General features: G+C 50.8%; 16 protein-coding genes and 4 pseudogenes. 5 read left to right on the top strand and 15 right to left on the bottom strand.

Annotated elements, in window-relative coordinates; all coding sequences use genetic code 11:
- Positions 1-119 precede the first annotated feature (119 nt).
- The 4 genes from K7P76_RS22975 to K7P76_RS22960 form a co-directional block, all read right to left on the bottom strand.
- Positions 120-323: a response regulator gene (locus K7P76_RS22975; RefSeq protein WP_232187652.1), complete on the bottom strand. Its 204-nt coding sequence runs from the start codon at positions 321-323 to the stop codon at positions 120-122.
- A 246-nt stretch (positions 324-569) separates the two neighbouring features.
- Positions 570-1,310, bottom strand: a complete 741-nt coding sequence (locus tag K7P76_RS22970) for a Fic family protein (RefSeq protein WP_232187651.1) — start codon at positions 1,308-1,310, stop codon at positions 570-572.
- Positions 1,311-1,568: 258 nt separating this feature from the next.
- The gene (locus K7P76_RS22965; protein WP_232187650.1) at positions 1,569-2,387 is read right to left on the bottom strand and encodes an AAC(3) family N-acetyltransferase; all 819 of its coding nucleotides are present in this window, start codon (positions 2,385-2,387) and stop codon (positions 1,569-1,571) included.
- 5 nt (positions 2,388-2,392) lie between these two features.
- Positions 2,393-2,698, bottom strand: a complete 306-nt coding sequence (locus K7P76_RS22960) for a DUF6809 family protein (protein WP_232187649.1) — start codon at positions 2,696-2,698, stop codon at positions 2,393-2,395.
- Positions 2,699-2,839: 141 nt separating this feature from the next.
- On the opposite strand from K7P76_RS22960, the gene K7P76_RS22955 reads away from it, so the two are divergent.
- Positions 2,840-3,070, top strand: a complete 231-nt coding sequence (locus tag K7P76_RS22955; protein WP_232187648.1) for a helix-turn-helix domain-containing protein — start codon at positions 2,840-2,842, stop codon at positions 3,068-3,070.
- A gap of 612 nt (positions 3,071-3,682) precedes the next feature.
- Here K7P76_RS22955 and K7P76_RS22950 read toward each other — a convergent pair.
- The 7 genes and pseudogenes from K7P76_RS22950 to K7P76_RS22925 form a co-directional block, all read right to left on the bottom strand.
- The gene (locus tag K7P76_RS22950) at positions 3,683-8,020 is read right to left on the bottom strand and encodes an S-layer homology domain-containing protein (protein ID WP_232187647.1); all 4,338 of its coding nucleotides are present in this window, start codon (positions 8,018-8,020) and stop codon (positions 3,683-3,685) included.
- Positions 8,021-8,116: 96 nt separating this feature from the next.
- Positions 8,117-9,085: a response regulator gene (locus K7P76_RS22945; protein WP_232187646.1), complete on the bottom strand. Its 969-nt coding sequence runs from the start codon at positions 9,083-9,085 to the stop codon at positions 8,117-8,119.
- Positions 9,082-12,159, bottom strand: coding sequence for an ATP-binding protein (locus K7P76_RS22940; protein WP_232187645.1), 3,078 nt, complete (start codon positions 12,157-12,159; stop codon positions 9,082-9,084). Before K7P76_RS22940 ends, K7P76_RS22945 begins: the two co-directional genes overlap by 4 nt.
- Positions 12,160-12,813: 654 nt before the next feature.
- A complete protein-coding gene (locus K7P76_RS33225; RefSeq protein ID WP_255678717.1) occupies positions 12,814-12,936 on the bottom strand; it encodes a hypothetical protein in 123 nt (40 codons plus the stop codon).
- Positions 12,937-13,109: 173 nt separating this feature from the next.
- Complete coding sequence (locus K7P76_RS22935; RefSeq protein ID WP_232187644.1) at positions 13,110-13,634, bottom strand: VOC family protein; 525 nt, start codon at positions 13,632-13,634, stop codon at positions 13,110-13,112.
- Positions 13,635-13,685: 51 nt separating this feature from the next.
- Positions 13,686-14,205: pseudogene (locus tag K7P76_RS22930) on the bottom strand (DJ-1/PfpI family protein).
- Positions 14,206-14,344: 139 nt separating this feature from the next.
- Positions 14,345-15,160 (bottom strand): annotated as a pseudogene (locus tag K7P76_RS22925) (helix-turn-helix transcriptional regulator); the annotation flags it as partial.
- 359 nt (positions 15,161-15,519) lie between these two features.
- On the opposite strand from K7P76_RS22925, the pseudogene K7P76_RS33840 reads away from it, so the two are divergent.
- Positions 15,520-15,606, top strand: a pseudogene (locus tag K7P76_RS33840) (transposase); the annotation flags it as partial.
- A 31-nt stretch (positions 15,607-15,637) separates the two neighbouring features.
- Here K7P76_RS33840 and K7P76_RS22920 read toward each other — a convergent pair.
- A complete protein-coding gene (locus tag K7P76_RS22920) occupies positions 15,638-16,375 on the bottom strand; it encodes a polymorphic toxin type 44 domain-containing protein (protein ID WP_232187642.1) in 738 nt (245 codons plus the stop codon).
- Between the two features lie 118 nt (positions 16,376-16,493).
- On the opposite strand from K7P76_RS22920, the gene K7P76_RS22915 reads away from it, so the two are divergent.
- The gene (locus tag K7P76_RS22915) at positions 16,494-17,111 is read left to right on the top strand and encodes a sugar transferase (protein ID WP_232187660.1); all 618 of its coding nucleotides are present in this window, start codon (positions 16,494-16,496) and stop codon (positions 17,109-17,111) included.
- A gap of 168 nt (positions 17,112-17,279) precedes the next feature.
- On the opposite strand, the gene K7P76_RS22910 is transcribed toward K7P76_RS22915, so the two are convergent.
- Complete coding sequence (locus K7P76_RS22910; protein WP_232187641.1) at positions 17,280-17,969, bottom strand: S-layer homology domain-containing protein; 690 nt, start codon at positions 17,967-17,969, stop codon at positions 17,280-17,282.
- A gap of 1,024 nt (positions 17,970-18,993) precedes the next feature.
- Between K7P76_RS22910 and K7P76_RS22905 the strand changes: the two genes are divergently transcribed.
- Positions 18,994-20,106, top strand: a complete 1,113-nt coding sequence (locus K7P76_RS22905) for a hypothetical protein (RefSeq protein WP_232187640.1) — start codon at positions 18,994-18,996, stop codon at positions 20,104-20,106.
- Positions 20,021-20,287: an aspartyl-phosphate phosphatase Spo0E family protein gene (locus K7P76_RS22900; protein WP_232187659.1), complete on the top strand. Its 267-nt coding sequence runs from the start codon at positions 20,021-20,023 to the stop codon at positions 20,285-20,287. Before K7P76_RS22905 ends, K7P76_RS22900 begins: the two co-directional genes overlap by 86 nt.
- Before the next feature lie 57 nt (positions 20,288-20,344).
- Here the strand turns inward: K7P76_RS22900 and K7P76_RS33715 are convergent.
- Together K7P76_RS33715 and K7P76_RS22895 are read right to left on the bottom strand one after the other, a co-directional pair.
- Positions 20,345-20,482, bottom strand: a pseudogene (locus K7P76_RS33715) (DNA alkylation repair protein); the annotation flags it as partial.
- Positions 20,455-21,051, bottom strand: coding sequence for an S-layer homology domain-containing protein (locus K7P76_RS22895; RefSeq protein WP_232187658.1), 597 nt, complete (start codon positions 21,049-21,051; stop codon positions 20,455-20,457). The gene K7P76_RS22895 and the pseudogene K7P76_RS33715, both read right to left, overlap by 28 nt.
- Positions 21,052-21,458: the final 407 nt, after the last annotated feature.

Below are 21,458 nucleotides of genomic sequence, written 5' to 3'. Positions count from 1 at the left end.
GACGACCTACCTTCGCCAGCCCCAGTAACCAGTATGGACAATATTTTCATTCATCAGTGGTGCCGCGTAGCGGCATGTAAGTCTTATATGTTGAAATAGGGTACTGATTTTATACTTTCTTATATGTCAAGAGAACTGACTATAATGACTTTGATGGAGGGATAGTTGTGCGCAATATCGAGCGCGGCATCAAGTCCCGTACCCGTAGGATCGCTCAGCATAATGTCCATCAACACGACATCAACGCTCGTTTCTCTTAGAACAAGCATGCAATTTCGAGTGAAGGCTCTTCGGAGAAAAAGCTTTTTAATCCATTTTGCCACTCGAGGTCATCCTCAACCAGCATTACTTTCACCTTATCCATCGCAATCGACCTCCATGATTTTTGTCTACCTTGCCGAACGTACAAAAATAGGAGTTTCAGAAAACGAATTCCGAAACTCCTATTATTATCGCTTTGTCCGGCCCAACATCATGTGCGAGCCTGCGTCCGCACTAATCGAAATCCAAATATTCGAGCAATCCTCGGGAATTGAAATGCTGAGCCATCCGTGAACCAGCCGCAACTGTCATTTCGCTTGCCGTTCTATTATGCCGAGGTAGCGGTCAAGCTGCTGCTCCTCCAAAGAGGCGATCATTCTTGCAAAAGGTTTCAAGTCCTGATGTACGGCATAGGCCTCCAAAGCTGTAAAATAATCCAGCCGGCTTTCCTTCGGAATAGAGACGGGCACGAAGCCGCCCGCCATCAGTTGATAATTCATGATCAGCCGGGAAACTCTTCCATTGCCGTCGACAAACGGGTTAATTCGGACAAACTCCGCATGCGTCCATGCAGCAATCTCGATGGCGTTGGCTTCGTCCTCTTCAGGCAGGATGGCATAAAAGTTTTTGACCTGGCGGTACATCTCATTCGGCGTCGGCGGTGTATGAGCCGCTCCCGATATGTACACTTCCTCATTCCGGTAAATGCCGCCGATCATAATATTTTCCATCAGAATGGCATGGATGTCCTTTATGATCGTTTCATTCAGGGGCAGCCCCCGCGCAATGCAAGCCTTCACATGCTGATAAGCCTTGTTATGATTAATGACCTCGTAAATCTCCCGCAGCATTTTGCCGCCCACTGACAGGCCGTCTTCCAGTACCACCTTGGTTTCCAGGAGGGTCAGCGTATTCCCTTCAATCGCTGTGGAGTTATGGGTATATTCCAGTTCGAACGCCTGCGTATAGGTCTTGACGGTTACTTCCGGGAGCGTATGCTTACCTCGGTCATACAGGGCTTTTTTCCGCAGCAATTCCGTATAGTCCAAACTGCTCGCTCCTTCACCCTCGTAGTCGGCGAAACGCGGACGCAAAGCGATTCTTTATCCGCAAATCGTTCAGGAAACTTTCGAACCATTCAGGCTGAGTCCATTATATCTCATCTTGCACAGCCTTTACAGTATTTAGAATATAAACTGGACGATTGGCAGGCAACGTGCTGTTCGACTGCAGCAGCGGCAGCAACATGAGTAATGATCCTTCCCGTGGTCGAGCTCCGGAAGGATCATTTTTATCTTTCTCTAGTATTAAACGCCCTTTTTAAATCGATTTCTCAGCAGCCAATTCCTTGCATGTTCTACTGCCTCCTTCATATCAAATAGTCTGCAATCAGCATTGCCTACGTTTCCTCTCTGGACCTTGCCAAGCCTCTCAAATTCCTCTCCAATTTTGGCAAAATCCTCGGAGTCGTAAGCGAAATCGGTAAACCATTTCCAAATTCGCTCACCATTCTCAACCAACGCGGTTCCCATCTTTTTCGTCGGCATATCATCGATTGTGGCTTCGGCAAGGTGAAAGCTCGTGCTGGAGTCGTAATCCACGCCCAACAGGAGCACTTTTGCATCGAGGTGATACAGTCGGCCCAAGGGCGAAGCCATACCGAACTGCGGCGTTAAAGCGTGATCGGAAACAATATGCGCCGCTTGTTTACCATTGGCGCAGAAGGATACTTGCGGATGTTGCGATCTTACGGTTCCTAGAATCGTTCTAAAGAGTTCCGCAATACGCCCCATTCCCCGCGTCGGCGTCACTGCCGGATCGAATGCCGGCCATTCACGATAAATGATTTCAATCCAGTCACGGGGAACAGGCGGCCTCTCCCATTCGGCTGGGTCGCTCCAATCTCCGCTATGTGCCGGCATGACCAGCGTTCCATCTGCTCCGACGCACTCCAGCAGCGCCTGCACAACGGCTTGTGGACCTCCGCAAACCCATCCCAAACTGGAAAGCGAGGAATGGACAAGAAGATGATCCCCTTCTCGGACGCCCAGGCTCTTTAGATCTTGAACAGCGCTCTTGACCGTTATCGGGGTAGTCGTTTGATTGATAATATCTAGTTCTATCATTTTCATCACTCTATTCTTTCATGACATGGCAGAACAAGGTCGCCTTTTCCGTTAAACACTTCCATCATAATCGACGCGCCAAGCTTAAAGCCGTATGCAAACGAAGCTGTCGAATCCATATCATGCATGGAATGATGTAAGTCCACTAGCTCAAGTAGCTTGTCATAATCTTCTTTTGTCAATTTCGATTTCCATTCGTCCATAGCAGCGTTAATCTTATGGCTTGAAGCGCGGTAATTAGGGTCTTTTGAAACAATACGCGCACTTGGATATAAATTCTCGTTGTACAGCTCTTCTATAATGCTTACCATAACCCGCCTTCCTTTCGTTACGTAAAATCTACCTCTGACGATTACCTGTTCCAACACGTTTTCATCCTAAAATTATACGAAAATTGCATAAAAGTCAATATGCGAAAACCGCATAAAGTAGAATTGTTTTAGGTGATCGATATGTACAAAAAAATTAGGGATTTACGCGAAGACAAAGACATCACGCAACAACAAATGGCGGAGCATTTGAATATTACACAAGCCACATATTCCCGTTATGAAAGCGGCGAATTGGATATTCCAACGGCTGTTTTGATTAAATTATCTCGTTTTCATAAGGTAAGCGTCGATTATTTATTAGGACTGACTGATGATCCAAAGCCTTACGGTCGTAAGCGAGAACAGGATTAACGCTATGTGAAGTTGAAATGAAATTGGATATCTTGATGTTTCTAGCTCCCCGCCGCGCGGACCGTCTTTTGCGTCGCTTGTTGTACTTATCCTTTCCATTAACAAAAGGAAATGACCGCCCCTCTAGAATGGTAAGCGGTCATTTCCTGTCCGTATTTACTTAACGCCGATCGCCCTTAGAGCGGCTATTGCGACAGGAGTCGTGTTCACAGCACGGCTCCTTGTTTACGTTATTGTACCACGCGGAGATTTATTCACAATTGCTGTGTTGTCAGGGAAATTTAACCCCCCCCATCCTTATGTCCCCATTCAACGAGTTTGTTAGACTATCGTCCCTCTCTATAATGTCATTATGGAATCGAACCAAAAATAACTATTTCATCCCGCTACGTAGTATTAATCTCACTCCACATGTGTCGGGTGGGCAAAGTCAACATACTTTTATTTACTGGGAAGACTCTAAACTACGCCAAAGAAGATCAGATTTTGCGTGAATTAGGACGGGCGATTTAATACCAAACAGGGAGACAGCGGCTTCATCAGTCGCGTCTCCCTGTTTGGCATACGCCGTTCCAGGCAGCGTTCTCTGCAAAAGGCTATGTTTAATGCCGTTTAATGCTTCACAGCCTGGCCGGAGGCTTCCTGGATCGCGTCAAACGCCCAGTGCGCCGCAGGAACATCTGTCCATTTCGCAGGTTCGGAAGCTTGCGGCTTCCATCCGAGCAGCTTATTGACGATAACTACCGCCTGGGCGCGCGTAAGCTTGTCGTCCGGATGGAAAGTGCCATCGCCATAACCAACGATTATACCCGCAGCTTGCACCCGTTCGATGGAAGCCTGCGCCCAGTGGCCTTTAATGTCGGCTAAGCTGCCACCGTTGCCGCCTGCGCCGTTAGCATCGGAGCCGCCAAGCAGCCTGGCCGCAATACTTGCCATCTCGCCTCTCGTTATCGCTTGATCCGGTTTGAATGTGTCGTCAGTATACCCTTTCAGCAGTCCTGCCGCCGTCGTCTGGGCGATCGCCGAACGCGCCCAGTGCTTGTCCGGCACATCTGCAAAAGAAAGTGCCGTATTCGCGGATTTCACAGGGAAAGCGCGCACCAGAATCGCTGCCAATTCGGCGCGAGTGATCGCGCTGTTCGGCCTGAAAGTGCCGTCGCCATAGCCGAAAATGTACGGGTTATGCGCTGTGGCGGACAGCGCAGCGCTCCATCCGGGCAGATGCACGATCGTAAATGTGCTGAACTTGCTCACCGTGATCCGCAAGCCAAGCGCGCCGGATGAATTGTAGCTGACCAATTCACCCCGCACAAACTCCTTCGTCCCGTCGCTATGCTCGATGAAGACGCCGAGATCTTTTTTCTGTTCCTCGGTAAGATTTGCATTTCCGAGTGGAAGCACGAGTTCTACCGGTCGGCTCTGCATGTTCGTCTCGATCGTCATCGGACGCCCGATGACGCCAACGCCTTCGGTCCCGATCGCAAGTCTCGCCGCTTGTTCGGTTTGCGCGCGCTGCTCGACCGCTTTGCGCTCGTCCTCTTGCTTGATCGGAACGACGTGGAAATACGTATCGACGGACAGTCCTTGCATCGAGCCGCTCGGGATGCCGATATGAACGTCGTTGGTGAAAATGGACAATCCGACGTTCTCTCCCGCGAGTTTATCGGTAGACACTTTCGGGAGCTTGACGTTCAATTCCGCAACTTCGTCCTTCGCGTCGGGAATGACGAGCGTTGCCGAACGGGCGCCGCCCTGTTGCAATTGGCGAACCGCATCATTGGCTTGTTCCGGCATCAGGCTCACTTCGTCTTTTTTCTTGCCGCTTGCGTCCATCGTTCGGGTAATGATCGTCTGTGCGACGACCGCACCGTTCGTGCCGGCGCCGCTCTGCACGTCGACTTTGATCTCTTCTTTGGCCGGCGCAGAGCCGCCCGATGGTGTCGGCGTAGATCCGCCCGACGGTGCCGGCGAAATCGTCACGGTCGCTTGGGATGACGCGCTTCCGAGATGATCGCCCGCCCCCGCATATACCGCCGTAATATCGCCGTTTTCGCCGACAGGCAGAGCTGACGTCGTCCATTCCGCTTTTCCGCGCTCGTCCAACGTCACCGTGCCAAGCGTCGTATTTCCGTTTTTGAACGTAACGGAACCGGTCGGCACGCCGCGTAAATCATCATTTGCCTCTACGAGCGCCGTCAACTTGACTGCTTGTCCGGCCGTAGCCGTTGCATGATCGCTGGAGAGCGTAACCTTCGTTGTGATTTTGTCATAGACTTTGACCAGAATCCTGCTACTTTTGGCATCATACGGAGAGATACCGTTGTAGTTGGCTATAAGTGTACCTTCGTACGGCGAATTTCCAGGATTCGGCAGATTCGACCAATCTGACACTGTAAGCGTGGCCACGCCGTCCTCGCCCAGCTCCCCCGGTCCCAGCAGTTGCATGCCCATATAAAACCTCACCGTGCCGGTCGGAACCGCTCCCGTGCCGGAGGCCGGTCCAACAGTTGCGGTAAGTTTAAACGTCGAGCCGTATTTCAACCCGTTGGTCGTTACGGCAGCCGGCTCGAGCACCAAAGAAATTTCCGTCGCCAGTCGCGGAACGACTCCTGTCGGCGCGCTCGTCACCGTTGCACCCGTCGCTTTCTCGTTTTTCGGAGTGACCTTGACTTTGATCACTTTGCCGACGTCCGCAACCGTAACCGTGTACGTGTTGGTTGCGGATGCCTCCTGAACGAGCATTTCGTTGCTCGTTCCGTTCACACCGTAGCGATAGAAAGCAAATGTGGTGCCCGACTCCGGATCGTTGTCCGCATCCGCATAGCCCGACGTTGCCGTCAACGTGCTGCCGACTTGCGCCGTGCCCGTGAGCGTCGGCGCCGCCGTCGGAAGTGCGTCCGCAGGCACGAAAGCGCGAAGGCTTGGATATCCGGTATTCGGATCCATCATCCAGACGTTGTCGAAGTCCCAACCCGCATAAGTGGATTGAGTCTTCATTTCCAAGGTTGTTTTGCCGATGCCTTTGTTCGTATCCGACTGGCCTGAAATGGATTTGTCATAAAACGATTTGGTGTCCACCGCGCCCGTGTTGGTACCGATCAAGCCGCCGGTATTGCCGGTACCCGTGACGATGCCTGCCGCGAACGAAGTCGACACGGTTCCCGGAGTAGTCGGTCCGAGCATCATCGTTTTTCCGACCAAGCCTCCGACGTCGGTACTGGTCGAGTTGACCGTAACGATCGCATAGCTGTTCGCGATCGTGCCGGTACTATTGCCGACGAGTCCGCCCGCGAAAGTACTCGAAGCTGCGACTTTGCCCGTGGCGAAGCTCTCGGAAACGCTACCCGTATTCGTCCCCACCAGTGCTCCGACAGCCACCGACCCTTTCACGTCGACATTCACGAGCCCTACGCGTTTAATCGACGATCCTTCTTTAATTCTGCCGAAAAATCCGACGGGCGCCTCGTTAGGACGATCGATTTTCAAGCCGGTAATGACGTGGCCGTTGCCGTCGAATCGCCCCGTGAAATTGTTCGACGTCGTTCCGATCGGCCGCCAGCCTTTGCCGCCATCATAACCTGCACCTGCGGGTGACAAGTAATCCGTCAGGTCGATATCCTTAGTGAGGATGTAGTTTCCGGATAGATTGTTCCGAATCGCATCCAGTTCGGCCGCAGTCGATATAAGGATCGGCGGCGCTTCGGCAATGACGGCCGTTGGCGCGCTTGTCGCCGTCGCGCCTGTCGCCTTTGCATTTTTCGGCGTGACTTTGACCTTGATAACCTTGCCGAGGTCCGCGGCGGCAATCGTATACGTATCCGTCGCGGAGGCGCCTTGCACAAGCGTCTCGCCGGTTATTCCGTCCGCATCGTAACGATAGAACGCATATGTCGTGCCGGACTCGGCGTCATTGTCCGCATCGGCATAACCTGATGTTGCCGTAAGCACGCTGCCGACTTGCGCCGTGCCCGTGAGCGTCGGCGAAGCCGTCGGAGCATGATCCGGCGTCGTCGGAACGGCGTTGAATACGCGCAGTGTCGGATAATCGTTGGGTTCATCGATAAACCATGCCGAATTGAAATCCCAACCGGCATCGTTATACGTTGCCCACATCTTCATTTCCGTAGAATCTTTGCCGATACCTTTGCCCGTATCGGATTGGCCGCTAGTAGTTTTATCGTAGAAGGAATTGACCGCGGTTGCATTCGGATCCGTACCCCAATCGCCGACAAGACCGCCTTTGAGCGTTGTCGACCGAGTAGCCGTCACTTGGCCTGCGGCGAACGAGTTTTCAATACGTCCCATATATTCTTCGATATCCAGGTTGTAGCCGACAAGGCCACCGACCCGTTCGGTTGCGCTGACCGAAGCGAGCGAGTAGCTGTTCGAGATCGTCCCGGAGTTGGCTCCAACCAGCCCGCCCGCCATGTCGGCGGACGAAGAAACCGAACCCTTCACAAAGCAATTTTGAATCGTGCCGCCCAGACTTTGTCCGACCAGAATGCCAGTATCCGATTGCTGATTGATAACTTGCGCGCCGACGACGCCAAGGTTCTTGATCGTGCCGGTCAGCCCCCGAAACAGCCCAGTTGTCCATTCGGAGCGATTGATTGCAAGCCCGGTGATGACGTACCCGTCCCCATCGAACACGCCCGAAAACGGACTTTCAGACATCCCGATCGGATTCCAGCCCTGGCCTCCGTTGTAGCCGAGCCCCTCTGACGATACATACGCTGTCAGGTCAATGTTTTGCGTCAACTTGAAATTCTTGTTCAGTCTATCGCGGACGTGGTCCAATTGGATCGGATTTGAGATCAAATACGGATCCTCCGCCGTCCCGCTGCCCGGGAACAACGGTGCCGCTGACGCTTCAGGCGAACGGAATATCGCCTCCGTTGGTAGCAGCAACACGAATGCGAATAATAATGCCATCCATTTTTTTGCCATCATGCAATCCCCTCTCGTAGCCTGGCTTGTTGCCTGCCTGCATCGAGAAGGATTATAGCAATCGGACGTAACAAAAATGACACAAACCGAGCTTTTTCGCTATTCCGCTTCGCGCAGCCTCGCTTCGATCGCGTTCAGCACCGCACGTTCCCGAACGGCATCTCCTTGCCGCCGCCACCACTCCGCCAGCCGCTCGCCAAGCCGATTCATCATTTCGTCGACGGCGGCATCCGCCGGCGCGCTCCACGAGTAGCTTCGGCTGCCGAACAACGGCTGCCGATAGCCGAGAAACAGCTCCATCGCGCGTTCCGTCCGCCGTTCGACCGCCTCACGGTGATTCGCCAGTTCGCGCAGCTCTTCCAGATCGGACAAACCGTTGGGGCCGAGGAAACGATAGGAAAAATTGCCGCGTTCGATAGAGAAGGCAACCGGCAAATGCTGCAAAACCTGCTTCAACCGGTAGATGCCGGTATACAGATTGCGATCGCCTTTATTTTCGGGCGAACCGGGCCACAGCAGGTCGATCAGCGCCCATTTGTCGATCTGTCTGTCCTTGTTCATCCAGAAGTAAGCGAACAGCTCCTCCGCCTTTTTCGTCGGCCAACGGACCGGGCTGCCGTCTCGCCCTATCACTTCGAACGTGCCGAGGCAACGGATCATCGGTCCGGCGTGCGCGGCGTCCGGGGCTACGGCTGCGGCTGCGGGTCGAAGCTTGTCCAGCCGGCGCAATACGCGCTCGATATCGTCGCTGCCGATCGGCTTCAGAATGTAGTCGATCGCTTCGACCTTGAAAGCGTCAAGCGCGTACTGCTCATAGGCGGTCAAAAAAACGATTATCAAGTCCGGTTTGATCCGCAGCAGCTTTTCGGCAAGAGCAAGTCCCGTCAGACGGGGCATCTGGATATCGAGAAACGCCACGTCCGGCAGCAGCGCGGGAAAGGCGGCAAGCGCCTCCTCGGGAACGTCGAAGCAGCCCAGCAGCTCGAATTCGGGATACGCCGCAAGCTGGTTTGTCATATATGCCAAAATTCGCTGTTCATCTTCTACAATCATCGTAGCGTAGGTCATTGCTTAACCTCCTTCTGCAATCGGGCAGGGAGCAAAATCGTGCATCGCGTGCCCCTCCCCTCCGCGGATTGAAGACGGAATTCCGCTCCTACGACGGCCGCGACCTGCCTACGAACATTCGGCAGCCCGACTCCCTTCACCGTCTCCCCGGCAATAATTCCCCGCACCGCGTCCGGGCCGATCCCGATGCCGTCATCCTCCACATCGATGCGCAGGAATGCTTCTTCGCGCCCGATCCGCAGCGTCACCGTACCCGCGCCACTTTTGTTGAAAATGCCATGGCAAATCGCGTTCTCGACGAGCGGTTGGATGAGCAACGTTCTCACTTGCGGATTGTCCGCCAGCAAGGACGGATCGATCTCAATCTCGAAGCGAAGCCGGTCTCCAAAACGTAACCTCTCCAGCTCGACATAATCCCGGATCAGTTCCAATTCCTGCTCAAGCGGTATCGTATGGACCGTCGATTCGTGCCGGAACATGCGCCGCAGATGGCGGCTGAGCAGCCTCAGCCACTCGGCGGCATGCTCGGGCTCGTCATAACAAGCCGCGATAATATTGTTCAGCGCGTTGTACAGAAAATGCGGCTTAATCTGTGCCGCGAGGAACGCTCGCTCGTTGCGGAGAGCGGTTTCCATCGTGCCGGACAACTGCAGAAGCAGTTGCACCCGCTTGCGGATCTCGCCCGCCGAGAAAGGCTTGGCGATATAGTCCGTCGCTCCGGCCTGATAGGCAAGCTCCACATCGGCCTCACGCGCTGCAGCCGTCGCGATAATAACAGGCAGCGACACGGAGGAGTGGTTGGCCCGAACCCGTTTCGTCAGCTCCAGGCCCGACATCCCGGGCATCAAATAATCGGTAATCATCAGGTCGAACCGGCGGTTGTTCAGCCGCGCCAACGCCTCTTCCCCTCCGTACGCCACTTCCAGTTCGTAGTCATCCTGCAAGATGAGTCGAAGTACTTCCAGATTCATCGGATCGTCGTCGACGAGAAGCACCGATCGGCGTTCACGCTCCCCGGCGTCCGCCGATGCGGCCAGCTCCGGCCAGGCTGCCGCCGGCAGTCCCCCTTCCCGTTCATCCGACGCAACGTGAATATTCACTTCGGGTGGCTGTCTCGCAACCTTCAATTCTAGCGCCACCTCGGTTCCGCGCTCCGGCTCGCTTGACGCAATATACAGCTCGCCTCCCATCCGGCGAGCCAGCTCTCGGCTGACGAACAGGCTAAGCCCCATGCCATCCATTGGCGGCTGCCCAGCAGCGTCCGCGCGATACCTGTCCTCGAATACGCTTCCCTGCTCGAATTCCGTCATACCGATTCCCTCGTCCGCAATCAGCAGCGTAACCCGACCGTTTTGCGCTTTCGCAGTGACGGCGACGGTGCCTTCATTCGAATATTTCACTGCGTTGGACAGCACGTTGTATACGATTTGCTGCAGCCTGATCTCGTCCGCCTCAACGAACGTTCGGGAAGGCACGCGATTCGCAAGCGCGATCGGCTTAGGGCCGACATGCATGGAGATAATCCGCAGCACATGCTCCACGACGGCAGACAAATCCACCGACGACAACCGTACTTGCAGCGACATATTGCGAAGCTGCGTCGCATCGATCAAGTTGTTCACAATATACGACAGCCGTTCGGCCGTATCCACGACGACGCCGAGATGGCGGCGCGCGTCCTCGCGCATCCCCGTCTCCTTCCGCAGCACGTGTTCGGCCAGATTGTGAATGCCGTGCAGCGGCGTCTTCAGTTCGTGCGACGTCCGCTGTAAAAACTCGTTTTTCGTCTCGTTCGCCTGCAGCAATTGCACCGTCAGTTGCTCCGATCGCCGCAGCGCGTTCCTCGAGCAGAAAGCCAAATACAAATTAATCGTGTATATAAATGAAAAGTACGAGACGAACGACAGACGTTTGCTCGCGATAATCTGATCGAGATACAAATATTGAAACAGCAAGCTGCCCGTCAGAAATAACGCCGTGCCGAACATCAACGCCCGCTCCAAGCGATTTTCCCTCGATTGGGCCTTGATGAGCAGCAACAGCCAGCTTACGATCGAATACCCGCAGATGATGAGCTGATAGGGAGAGAACAACATTTTCACGGGTATGTACGTCCGGTACGGCAAAATCGCCACCGCCGTCAAGTAAAGCAGCATCGGCGCCATCATCAGTCGAAACACCCTTTTCGAAGCGAACGCCGGATCCACCGCCCGGAAAAAGACGAGCAGCAGCATAAGCGCTCCGGACAACGACAAATCTTGCAGCTTGTAGGCGACCGTAAAAGGCAACCAATCGAGCAGCACCATGAGCACCTTCTCATCCGCGCAAGCCACAGTGAGTGAGACGATGAGAAAAAACAGTCCGGCGTACAAGTACAGACGATCCCGGGAACGCATCAGGTAGACGGCTAACGAATACAAACCGAAAGAAACCGTCATCATGAAGCTGACCAGGCCGATACCGAAATTAATTAAGGCGTAGCGGGATACTTGCTCCGGCTCCCCGATGACGATCGGTTGCGCAATGCCACCCTGGTAATAATGGAAATTAGCCGTCTGGATAACCAGATGAAGACGATTGTTCTCGACCGGGGCGTAGACCGTATACGGGGTATTATTCGGTTTCTCCGTCTCCTGCGACTCCGACGGCCTTCCGTTCTCGTGAAGCAAACGGCCGTTGACATATAACCGATGCGACATGCGGATATTCGTCACTTTGATGCCGATGAGAGGAGGGGCGGATGGCGCGAGCAATATAACAGCCTCATAAGTACCGATGCCGAAAAGCCGCTGCTCGGGAACGGATTTATGCCAATTGCCGGGCACCCGGATGCTGATCGCTTTGTCTGCGGGCAGCGAGTCGGGCGATGCCAGCACGTTCGGGTAGAACGTCCAAGTCCCGTCCAGCCTCATCATGCCATCCTGGGCGAAATCCCACCCTCTCGCGTCCAGGATGCCGTCCTTGACCGGAAGCGTCGGCCGAGTCACCTCCGAGTCGAGCGCCATGTAAATCTGAACGAGAACGAATAGCCCGATGACCGCAAGAAGCCCGAATCTCGCCAACCGACTTTTCATAGAAACGTCTCTCTTTCTGCCGCACGGCAATAAAAATGGAACGAATGTCCATTATTATAGCAGAACTCGGCCCGAAGCGAAGTAACCATTCTCGCCTCATAAGTTGGCGTTCATCCGCATCACGCAGCATTCCCGTGCATCGCCGCTCCCACGCAGGCCACTCTTGGCAAAAAAACTTCCGGCGTGCAGTACCGGGAGGTTCTCTCTTGGCTTATTCTTGCGGTGCGTTTTGCTCGGGCGTCTAGTGCGGCCTTTGGGCTGGCGAAGCACAAAATAATCTTGAACAAGCTAGTGCAACCAGTATGGAGTTCTGGAACAACCCTGTGGACGATGAGGTCTGGAACAATGAATAAACAAGGCGAATCTGCTGTTCGAGCGATTAAATATATACGTTTTCAAATCAAATTGTCATTAAAAAACTCGGGCACTTAAAACCTTCGATTTTCACGGATGTCAAACTGCAATTAACACTTCTGCTTAATGATTGAATAACAAGCAACAGCCCTTCACCGCTAAATAGAGCGGTGAAGGGCTGTTGCTGTACATAGTGACAACCAAGCTTAGGCGCTCCCATTATTGATCAATTCGATGTACTGGCACTACACACTCCACATGTGTAGAGTGCTTGTTATAGATAAAATGGAAGGGGGCGACTTAAGCCCCCAACAACAACGGATCAATCCGCTCAATCAATCGTTGAATGAGTCCACGAAGCATTTCCTCATCTGTGATCTCCAGACTTGCAAACTGACTGATCCCCTCTTGGAACTGCTTCATTATCCTTCGTCCCCCTGTTCTTGGGATACGATAACTTCCAATTCCTTTACTCTTTCGTAAACTCTGTAAGTATTTCAACTAAAGAAAAAGAAAAGCCCAAGCAGTATCTTCACTTGAGCTCTGTAGGTTATATATTTAGTCTTTTAACACTTTTATTAAAACAGTTATTGCATTTATTCTCCACTAAAGCTTTTGGCCCATTCAGCAACCCTCCGACTACTTTCTTCTTCTGACAAATCCTCAATCCTAGTCATAATAGACCATCTTACTCCAAAAGGATCCAATATACTTCCGAATCGATCACCTGAAACAAAGTTTACAACCGGTTCCCTTACTTTTGCTCCTCTTGCTACCGCATTTTCAATTACCTGATCAACATTAATTACGTAAATTCCTAAAGAATAACACGCATTGTCTTCATCTGGCGGCAAGACCAATTTATATGCCGGATTCGCTGCCCCCAGCTGCAAAAAACCATTTCCAAAATCTAATTCCGCATGAACAATTATTTTATTGCCATTTCCATCAGGATATTCAGTAATATCCTTAACCCTTGCATTGAAAACAGTTTTATAGAACTCTATTGCTTCAGAAGGATTCTTCACTGTTATAAATGGGGTAATAGATGTACAGCCGTTGGGTGTTCCATTCTTTGTATATTTACCTGACACTCCCATATATTTTATGCTTTCAGTCATTTTTACTCCTCCTTTAAATGATCATAACATATCAATTTTATGCTTATACCTTCATTGGATTGAATTCATCAACTCATAGAAATATTTGGATTCATGAGTCTTATTAAGACTATACCAGGCATCTAATGTTTTTGAAGAAAACACACCCAGAGCTTTCAAGACGTGTACAGAAAATTCCAACGGAGCTATTCCAGATGCAGTGATCAGTTTTCCATCAGTTACAGTAGACTCCATTTTGTAATACTTTTCGCCTGTGTAAGTGGGACAGATCATTTTAAGGTATTCCAGATCATTGCTTGTATGCCAACGTAAATTCAGCAATCCTGTCTGGGCAAGTCCCATTGCTACACCTTTCTGTCCATGTATCTCCACCGGGTAAGATCAATGAATCTGTGCTTGCAATGCTGCACTCATCCAGTTTGATCTCAGGCAGTATTTTCAATCCGCCCATTGTAGTTACGGGAGTCTTTTCAATTCCCACGGTAACTATTTTTGATGGGGCCAGCCTCTTTTTATAATATCTTCCCGAGTTCAGTTCGGCAGTTAAGTAACCTATTTCCCAGTCTGCCATTGTGTCAAACACATAAAGATATATTATTCATTTGCAAGTTCTCCTTATTTTATTCATCAAGTGATACCAACCATCCATCGGTAATCAATGATTATCATCATAATAAAATAGCTTCACTGACATCTGCTGTCAGTGAAGCTATTGCTTGATTTGATGTCCGCTCTTTCAGATGATGCCCCAAAAACCAATGCAGGCATAAGTCATCCAATGCCTCTGACCTGCCTCCGATAATTAAAGAAACTAACCCGTCCTTGCCCACCAAATCAGGTAACAGATTTTGCATAAAAAATTCACGGGCCGAAAAAGCTTCGGAACGCTTAAATATGATTTGAGTACGCTTGATTTGTAGAATCCGATCTGCCCGAAAGCTGCGGATTTCATTCCTTAGGTGGCAAAATGCAACAGTATACCATTTATTGTTCCAGTAAACCATTCCATAGGGGTCTATCACCCTATTCTTGGGTTGATCATCACGGCTTGTGCGATAATCAATTTCTACAGAGAATTCGTTTGCTACAGCCTGCTCCAATTCCGCCAATACCGGCTGAACAGAAGGGTCTCCCATGCGGTTTATAACTTCAAATCCGGCTAAATGACGGCTAAGTATACTTTCCTGCTCCTGATTCGAATACATTTTCAATTTTGATGTCGCATTGCCTAATGCCTCACTCAATGGGTATCCGGCTTCTTTTGCAAAAACAGCAGCATGAAGGAGTGCCTTTTTTTCTTCAATATCAAATAGCAAAGGTGCTTTGATAAAATGATTCAGCAAACTATACCCGCCATTATGACCTGTGTCGGATATTATAGGCACTCCACTGGCACATAGTGCATCAATATACCGATAAACTGTTCGTATATTTATTTCTAACTTTTCGGATATTTGTTTTGCAGTCATTTTTACGCCCGAATTCAGCATCCATAGAATTGCCAGCATATTATCGTTTTTTGGCATAACAAGAACCCTCATCTTTTATTAAAACTCAATATTTTATAAATATCTTTTTATCTTTTCAAGGATCGCACTAAATTATTAGCTTTGCGAATCGCCTGCATCCCTTTATTCATCAATCTTTCAGCCTTTCAATCCTCACGCAGCATTCAACGTGACTCGTCTGCCTATCTTTCAACTTCCTTGAGCGGTACTGTCACATCTCTTTTCGTACCATCAATATTATACACTCCACATGCTCCGTATGAGGGAACATAGGCTATTTGGTTCCTATCCGCCGTAGCATGCTTATGCCTTGATTAATAAGGCTTGTCTCAATTTGTGTATGGTTCTTTTTGGTCAATTGAGAGGATGAGACCAACGGATTCCGTCGCTTTCTGCTTCGTGGCTTGCCGAAGGTGACCTTAGAGGTCGAATGGCTTTCACTTTCCCATAATCTGCTGAAGAAAATAAAAATGGATCAAAAACGTGTAAAAGATGCTAAAAAAATTGGGAGTCAAATTCGCTGCAGCCGTCGGCAATCGCTTGGGAATCCGCAGGATGATCGAAAAAAGAGAAAACATACCTCCAATCCGATGTCCCGGAGTATACTTGATACATCCCGGCAGCGAGCCTCAACACGAAACAACTGAGCCCAACTGCACTCCCCATATAACCGAAATGATGGTTGCCGATGTATTCCCCGGTTTTGTCAGCACCCCGAAAAGAGTAGATTGATTTGTCCCCAATAACTTGCTTCAAGTCCCAAATTCCGTTTGTTCGGGTCAGCACGTAAAAAAAACCCAAATGATAAGTATGGGCATAAGCCGAACCTTTCTGAATGGCATAGCGGTCAAAGCTTATTTTGATCGCTTTCGCCGCATTGAGGTTCGTTTCGTACAGTAGATCAAAATCGATTGGAGCTTTTATTAGCTGTTTGGTTACGAGTTCTATCGCGTTCGCTTGTTCCATGATGATTTGTTCCAATTCCTGTTTGTCTTTGCGGGTCAGTCGGATTTTAAAGCAGCAGACAGCGATGAAAGCCGCCAAGCTGGAGACGATAAGAAGCAGGTTCCCCCATATTAATATGGCAAGCCAAATACCGAAAAACGCGCCAAAATATATTCTGAATTTTGCCGAAGGGAAGAAGCGGAACAGAAATACAAGCCGGTTCAGGTTCAAAGCGGACACCTCTGAATTGATATCTACCAGTTTATTCAAGGCGGCATCGGCGGTCAACGGCATGAACCCATTTTATCGAGGGAACGTTATACATGCCGTTGCGGTTGCCGAGCGGTCCCGTACAATATAGCCATCGTCTCGTTCGAAAGGTGGGGACACGTTGGCATACGTCCGAATGATTGTCGTTCAAGAACGGAAAGGCTACTTGATAGCCAAAAGATTAATGGACATCATAGGCACTCTCATGGGCATAATTCTGTTCTCGTTGGTAATGATCTTGGTTGCGATTCTTATCAAGCTGGAGGACCCGAGAGGAAAAGTGCTTTTCAAACAGGCCCGCATCGGAAAAAGTGGGAAGTCGTTCCAAATATACAAATTCCGTTCGATGTCAGCGGATGCGGAGGAGAAGCTGAAGGAACTGCTCCCGGCCAACGAGGCTACCGGGGCCATATTCAAAATAAGGAACGACCCTCGCGTGACGAAGCTCGGAAAGTGGATTCGCAGAACGAGCATTGACGAACTGCCGCAAATATGGAACGTGCTTAAAGGCGACATGAGTCTTGTCGGTCCCAGGCCGCCTTTGCCTAGGGAAGTTAAGGAGTACAGTGAATTCGACAAGCAACGATTGCTTGTGACCCCAGGCTGCACGGGTCTGTGGCAGATCTCCGGACGCGGCCGGCTAGGGTTCGAGGAAATGCTGGCGCTGGATTTGAAATATATTCAGAAGCGATCAATTACAACGGATATTGGGATTATTGTGAAGACGTTCGGGCTATTGTTTAAAGGATACTGAAATCGCTTAACTGCCTCAGTTCGTTGCCCATTTGACGAAGAATCTCCGCCGACGTTTGCACTTAAGACATATGGACGGATACTCCTTTAGCTACTTCCTGATAAACGACACATAGCACTCCACATGAAAAAGAACATCATATTGACTTTATTGCCGGTTCCTTTTACTTTACTCGCTCTTTTGTGCCAACATTTTCAGAAGAACAGTCACAGCCTCTGCTCTTGTCGTCTTGGCAGTAGGATCAAATTCATTTGAACCTTTACCTTGTACAAGGCCAAGTTCCTTAATTGCTGCCACTGCGCCTTTCGCCCACGCCGGAATGTCCTTGTCGTCCGCGAAGCTGGTTGCGGCATTCGCTTTGAAAGACAGACTCAAAGCGTTTGCCAGCATCGCCGCCATCTCTGCCCGAGTGATGGCTTCATTTGGGCGGAAGCTGCCATCCTTATAGCCGTGAATAATGCCTAATTGCACTGCCTGTGCGACCGCTTTCTGCGCCCAAGATCTGATTTTCGTTGTATCCGTGAACGCCAGCAGCGCTCTTTCGCTTTGCGGCTTCAACGCATTCATCAGCATGACGGCGAATTCCGCACGAGTCACGGCTTGATTCGGCCTAAACGTTCCATCCGGATAACCGGTGACAATTCCGCCGCCTACCGATTGCTTGATACTTGCCTCAGCCCAGTGTCTAGAAATATCGCTAAAGGTAATAATAGGTTTCGTGTCCGTTTCCTCTTTGTCAACAGCGAATACCCCAAACTTCGTAAAGTGTTCTACCTCAACTGTGATATGATCGCCATTTACGCGGCCGTCGGCGACTTCCACCCATTCCTTCTTCGCATCGTCATAATAGAATACCACTGCCTTCTGGTTATGGCTTAATTTTGTCAGATCGAAAGCAAAGGTCCTCGTTCAATTGATCGGCAGTTGAAATCAGGTAAGGATCGCCTACCGTTCCCGAACCTCCAGCAAAAGAAGGGGGATCAGCATAAGCGCTTGGCATTTTGCTCATAAGCCCTATATTCAGCAATATCAACAGCGCTATAAATAAACTCAGTCTTCTTTTTATAGTCCCATACATTCTCTTCTTGCCTCCATATCTATTTATATGATTCTCAATAAACATTATCCAACTGCGATTTAAGCCTGTGTACTCCTAACTTTATAGTAGAAGCTGGGCTTGCAATTCCCCTCCGCTCGTCGAATTTATGGTTAACAAAAAAAGGGGCGAGATAGCCCCTTCCTTTCTTTGTATTCCCTATTTTATTGCGAACGGTGGAGACCGACAGTACATAAAGATCGGCAATCTCCTGGTTGCTAAGTCCCTCTTTCTTTTTCAAATAGTTCATCTTCTCGCGCGGGTGGGCATCCGCAAGGTTAAAGCAAGCATCAGCACGCCAAGTCCCGCACATGTCCACGCCATGCTGTGCAGATGCGGGGTAGTGATGTTTTAGCCGAAGAGCGCCGCAAGCACTTCCGTTAAATTTTCCGACGGAACTTCTTGGAAGTTATAATCTCTGGCCACCCTCATTCTGAGAGTGGTTTTTATGGAATCAACCGACAACAGTGGTAAAAATGAAAAATGATCCTTCCCAGGTCAAGCCCTGGAAGGATCATTTTATCTTTCTCACTTTAAACCTAGCAAAGCAACTGAAATTCCTCTCCAACTTTGGCAAACAGATTGCATTACGAAACATGGAACATGCTAATTTCAGCAGGACCAAAAGTCCTATACGAATCTCCGGCCCGTTTGCATAAAAGTTGTAAAAATATGACTCCGTTCTTATGACAATTTATCAACCTTCGACTATTATTAACACCACCTGAACCATTTATGGATTTACGTCGGCGCTTGTCGCCGCAGCTCGAACGGAAGGAGGTGAAAATGATGAAGCCCAGAATCGGGTTGTTCTGCATCGGAGCGCTCGCCTTTGGCATTGCCATGTTCGGAAACGCCGGCACCGCCGAAGCGGCGCCGCACGATCTCCTGTCCGGTATAACCCGTTTGACGGAGAAAGCCGCTGGAGACACGCTCGGACAGACCATCGGGACGATCGCGGACGTGCCCGAGGCTGTCGCAAGCGATCTTGCGCAAGCGGCTCCCGAGTCGAGCATAGTCGGAGAGGTCGCAAACGGAACAGCGGAGCTCCTCGGGCAAGTCGGCGATACGGCGGACACGGCGATCGATGCCGTCGTTCAAGTCGTACTGGAGCCGCTGCATTTGGTAACGTCCGGCGTCGATGTGCCATCGCCGGTGCCGTCTTCGCCTACCGCGGAAGAAGCTTTGCCAGCGCAAGCGACGCCTCCTCCGGAAGACAAACAGGCTTCGAGCTCCGTGACGCTGCATGCTTCCGCTCCCGCGACGTCTTCTGCGCCGGAGCTCCCGTCCCAAGCCGGGCCGAAGCCCGAATCCAAGCCCGCTCCGGCTATCAGTCTAAGCCATGAGAACGGCTTGCCTGCGACTCCCGAAGACGAAGCTCCAGCAAAGAACGAAGGCGCTCCAAGGTTCGTTGGGAACCCCAGGGCCATAACCCTGGGTTCGAAATCGGCGAACAAGCCTTCCGCCGGCAACGAGTCCGTGAAATCAAATAAGTCGCCGGCACGGAACGCCGAGCCTTCGTCTCGGAGAAGCAATGCGATCCCCGATGCGGTGACGAACGCCTCGGTCGGCCCGCAGTCTCCGCCGTCTTCGGGCCATGGCGGCTTTTTCCATCCGAGGCTTGCCGACGCGGTTTTGACCGAAACGCTATTCTTACAGTTGAGAGGTAGACGAAACTACGCCAAAAACTCCAAGTTGCTGATTACGAAACGGGGAAACGAACCCCCGACTCCTCCGCCCAAAAGCTCCTTTTTCTCACGCGAAATCGAATCTGTGAGAAAAAGGAGTGGCGCCTTTGTTATCCGAAATCGAAATGCTGCGCCGATCGCTGGAAGATCTGGTCGATCAATACGGGACGCTCAATCCTTATGTCATCGAAAGGTCCCAGTTGCTCGATAAGTGCATCGTGCAATATATGAAAAGTTTTCCCGGCGAAGAGAAACGCGAACGACTCGAAACGATCGTTCGACTGCACCAAGGAATCGAGAGTCTCGACAAGTACGGCATGTCGTCCAATCCGCTCGTCTTGGCCGTTTCCCGTGAGCTGGACCGGCTTCTGATCGAGTTCATCCGCGGTTAATAGCAGCGCCGCGCAAAAAGACGGAAACCTTTGTATCGCAAGGGTTTCCGTCTTTTGTTAACACCTTACATGTCTGCGCTTGTAACCAAGTTGTCCTTTATCTACTACCTTTTGAATACGTTCGGAAGCGAGCAGGAAACTACTTTTTTTCTTGTCCCGTTTGACTTCTACCGGGCCTTCAGCCCGCTGACATTCTTATTGCTCTTCTGCGCCAACATATTCAACAGAACTGTCACAGCCTCTGCTCTTGTCGCATTGTCCCCCGGGGCGAATTGGTTATTGCCTTTGCCCTGCACAATGTCTGCTTGCTTCACGAACGCAACGCTGGCTTTCGCCCACGTTGGAATGTCCTTGTCGTCCGCGAAGCCGGTTGTGGCATCCGCTTGGTTAGTCTGACCTAGCGCGGCTGCAATCATCGCTGCCATCTCTGCGCGTGTAATGACTGCGTCAGGACGAAAGCTTCCGTCCTCATAGCCTTTAATAATGCCTGCTTGTACCGCTTTTGCGATTGCTTTCTGCGCCCAAGATCCGATCTTCGCCGTATCTGTGAACGTCAGCGCCGCTCCTTCTCCTTGCGGCTTCAACGCATTCATGAGCATGACCGCAAACTCAGCGCGCGTCACCGTACGATTCGGCTTGAACGTTCCATCCGGATAACCTTTGACGATCCCGCCGCTTACTGCTTTCTTGATATTGGCCTCAGCCCAGTGCCCAGAAATATCGCTAAAGTTTACTGGCACAACTGCTGTTTGTCCTACAACCATTACCGCATACTTGGTAAAGTGGTTTACATTTACGGTAATATGATTGTCGCTAACAACACCGCCGACTTCCACCCATTCCTTCTTCGCTTCGTCAAAATAGAATACGGCTACGGTTTGGTCACCACTCAATTTGGTCGGATCGAACTTAAAGGTCAGCGTAATCGGTTTACTGAAGTTCTCCGAGAAATTTTTCAGAATCTCAAAGATCGGACTGGCTAGAACGTCTTTATCCGTTACTAGGTTTTGCGTGTTCAACAATTTTTCTTTCGTTATTTTCAATTCTTTGTTTGTTGCACCGCCAGGAATAGAAACCGTGACCTCTTGATTCAAACTAACCTCGCCTGTTCCGCCTGCGGGAAGCGTTAGTTGACCATCCGTCGCAAGATAAACGCCGTTACTTTTTTACT

It is taken from the genome of Cohnella silvisoli (assembly GCF_021190915.1).
GTDB lineage: Bacteria > Bacillota > Bacilli > Paenibacillales > Paenibacillaceae > Cohnella > Cohnella silvisoli.
This window is presented reverse-complemented; position numbering and strand designations above follow the sequence as displayed.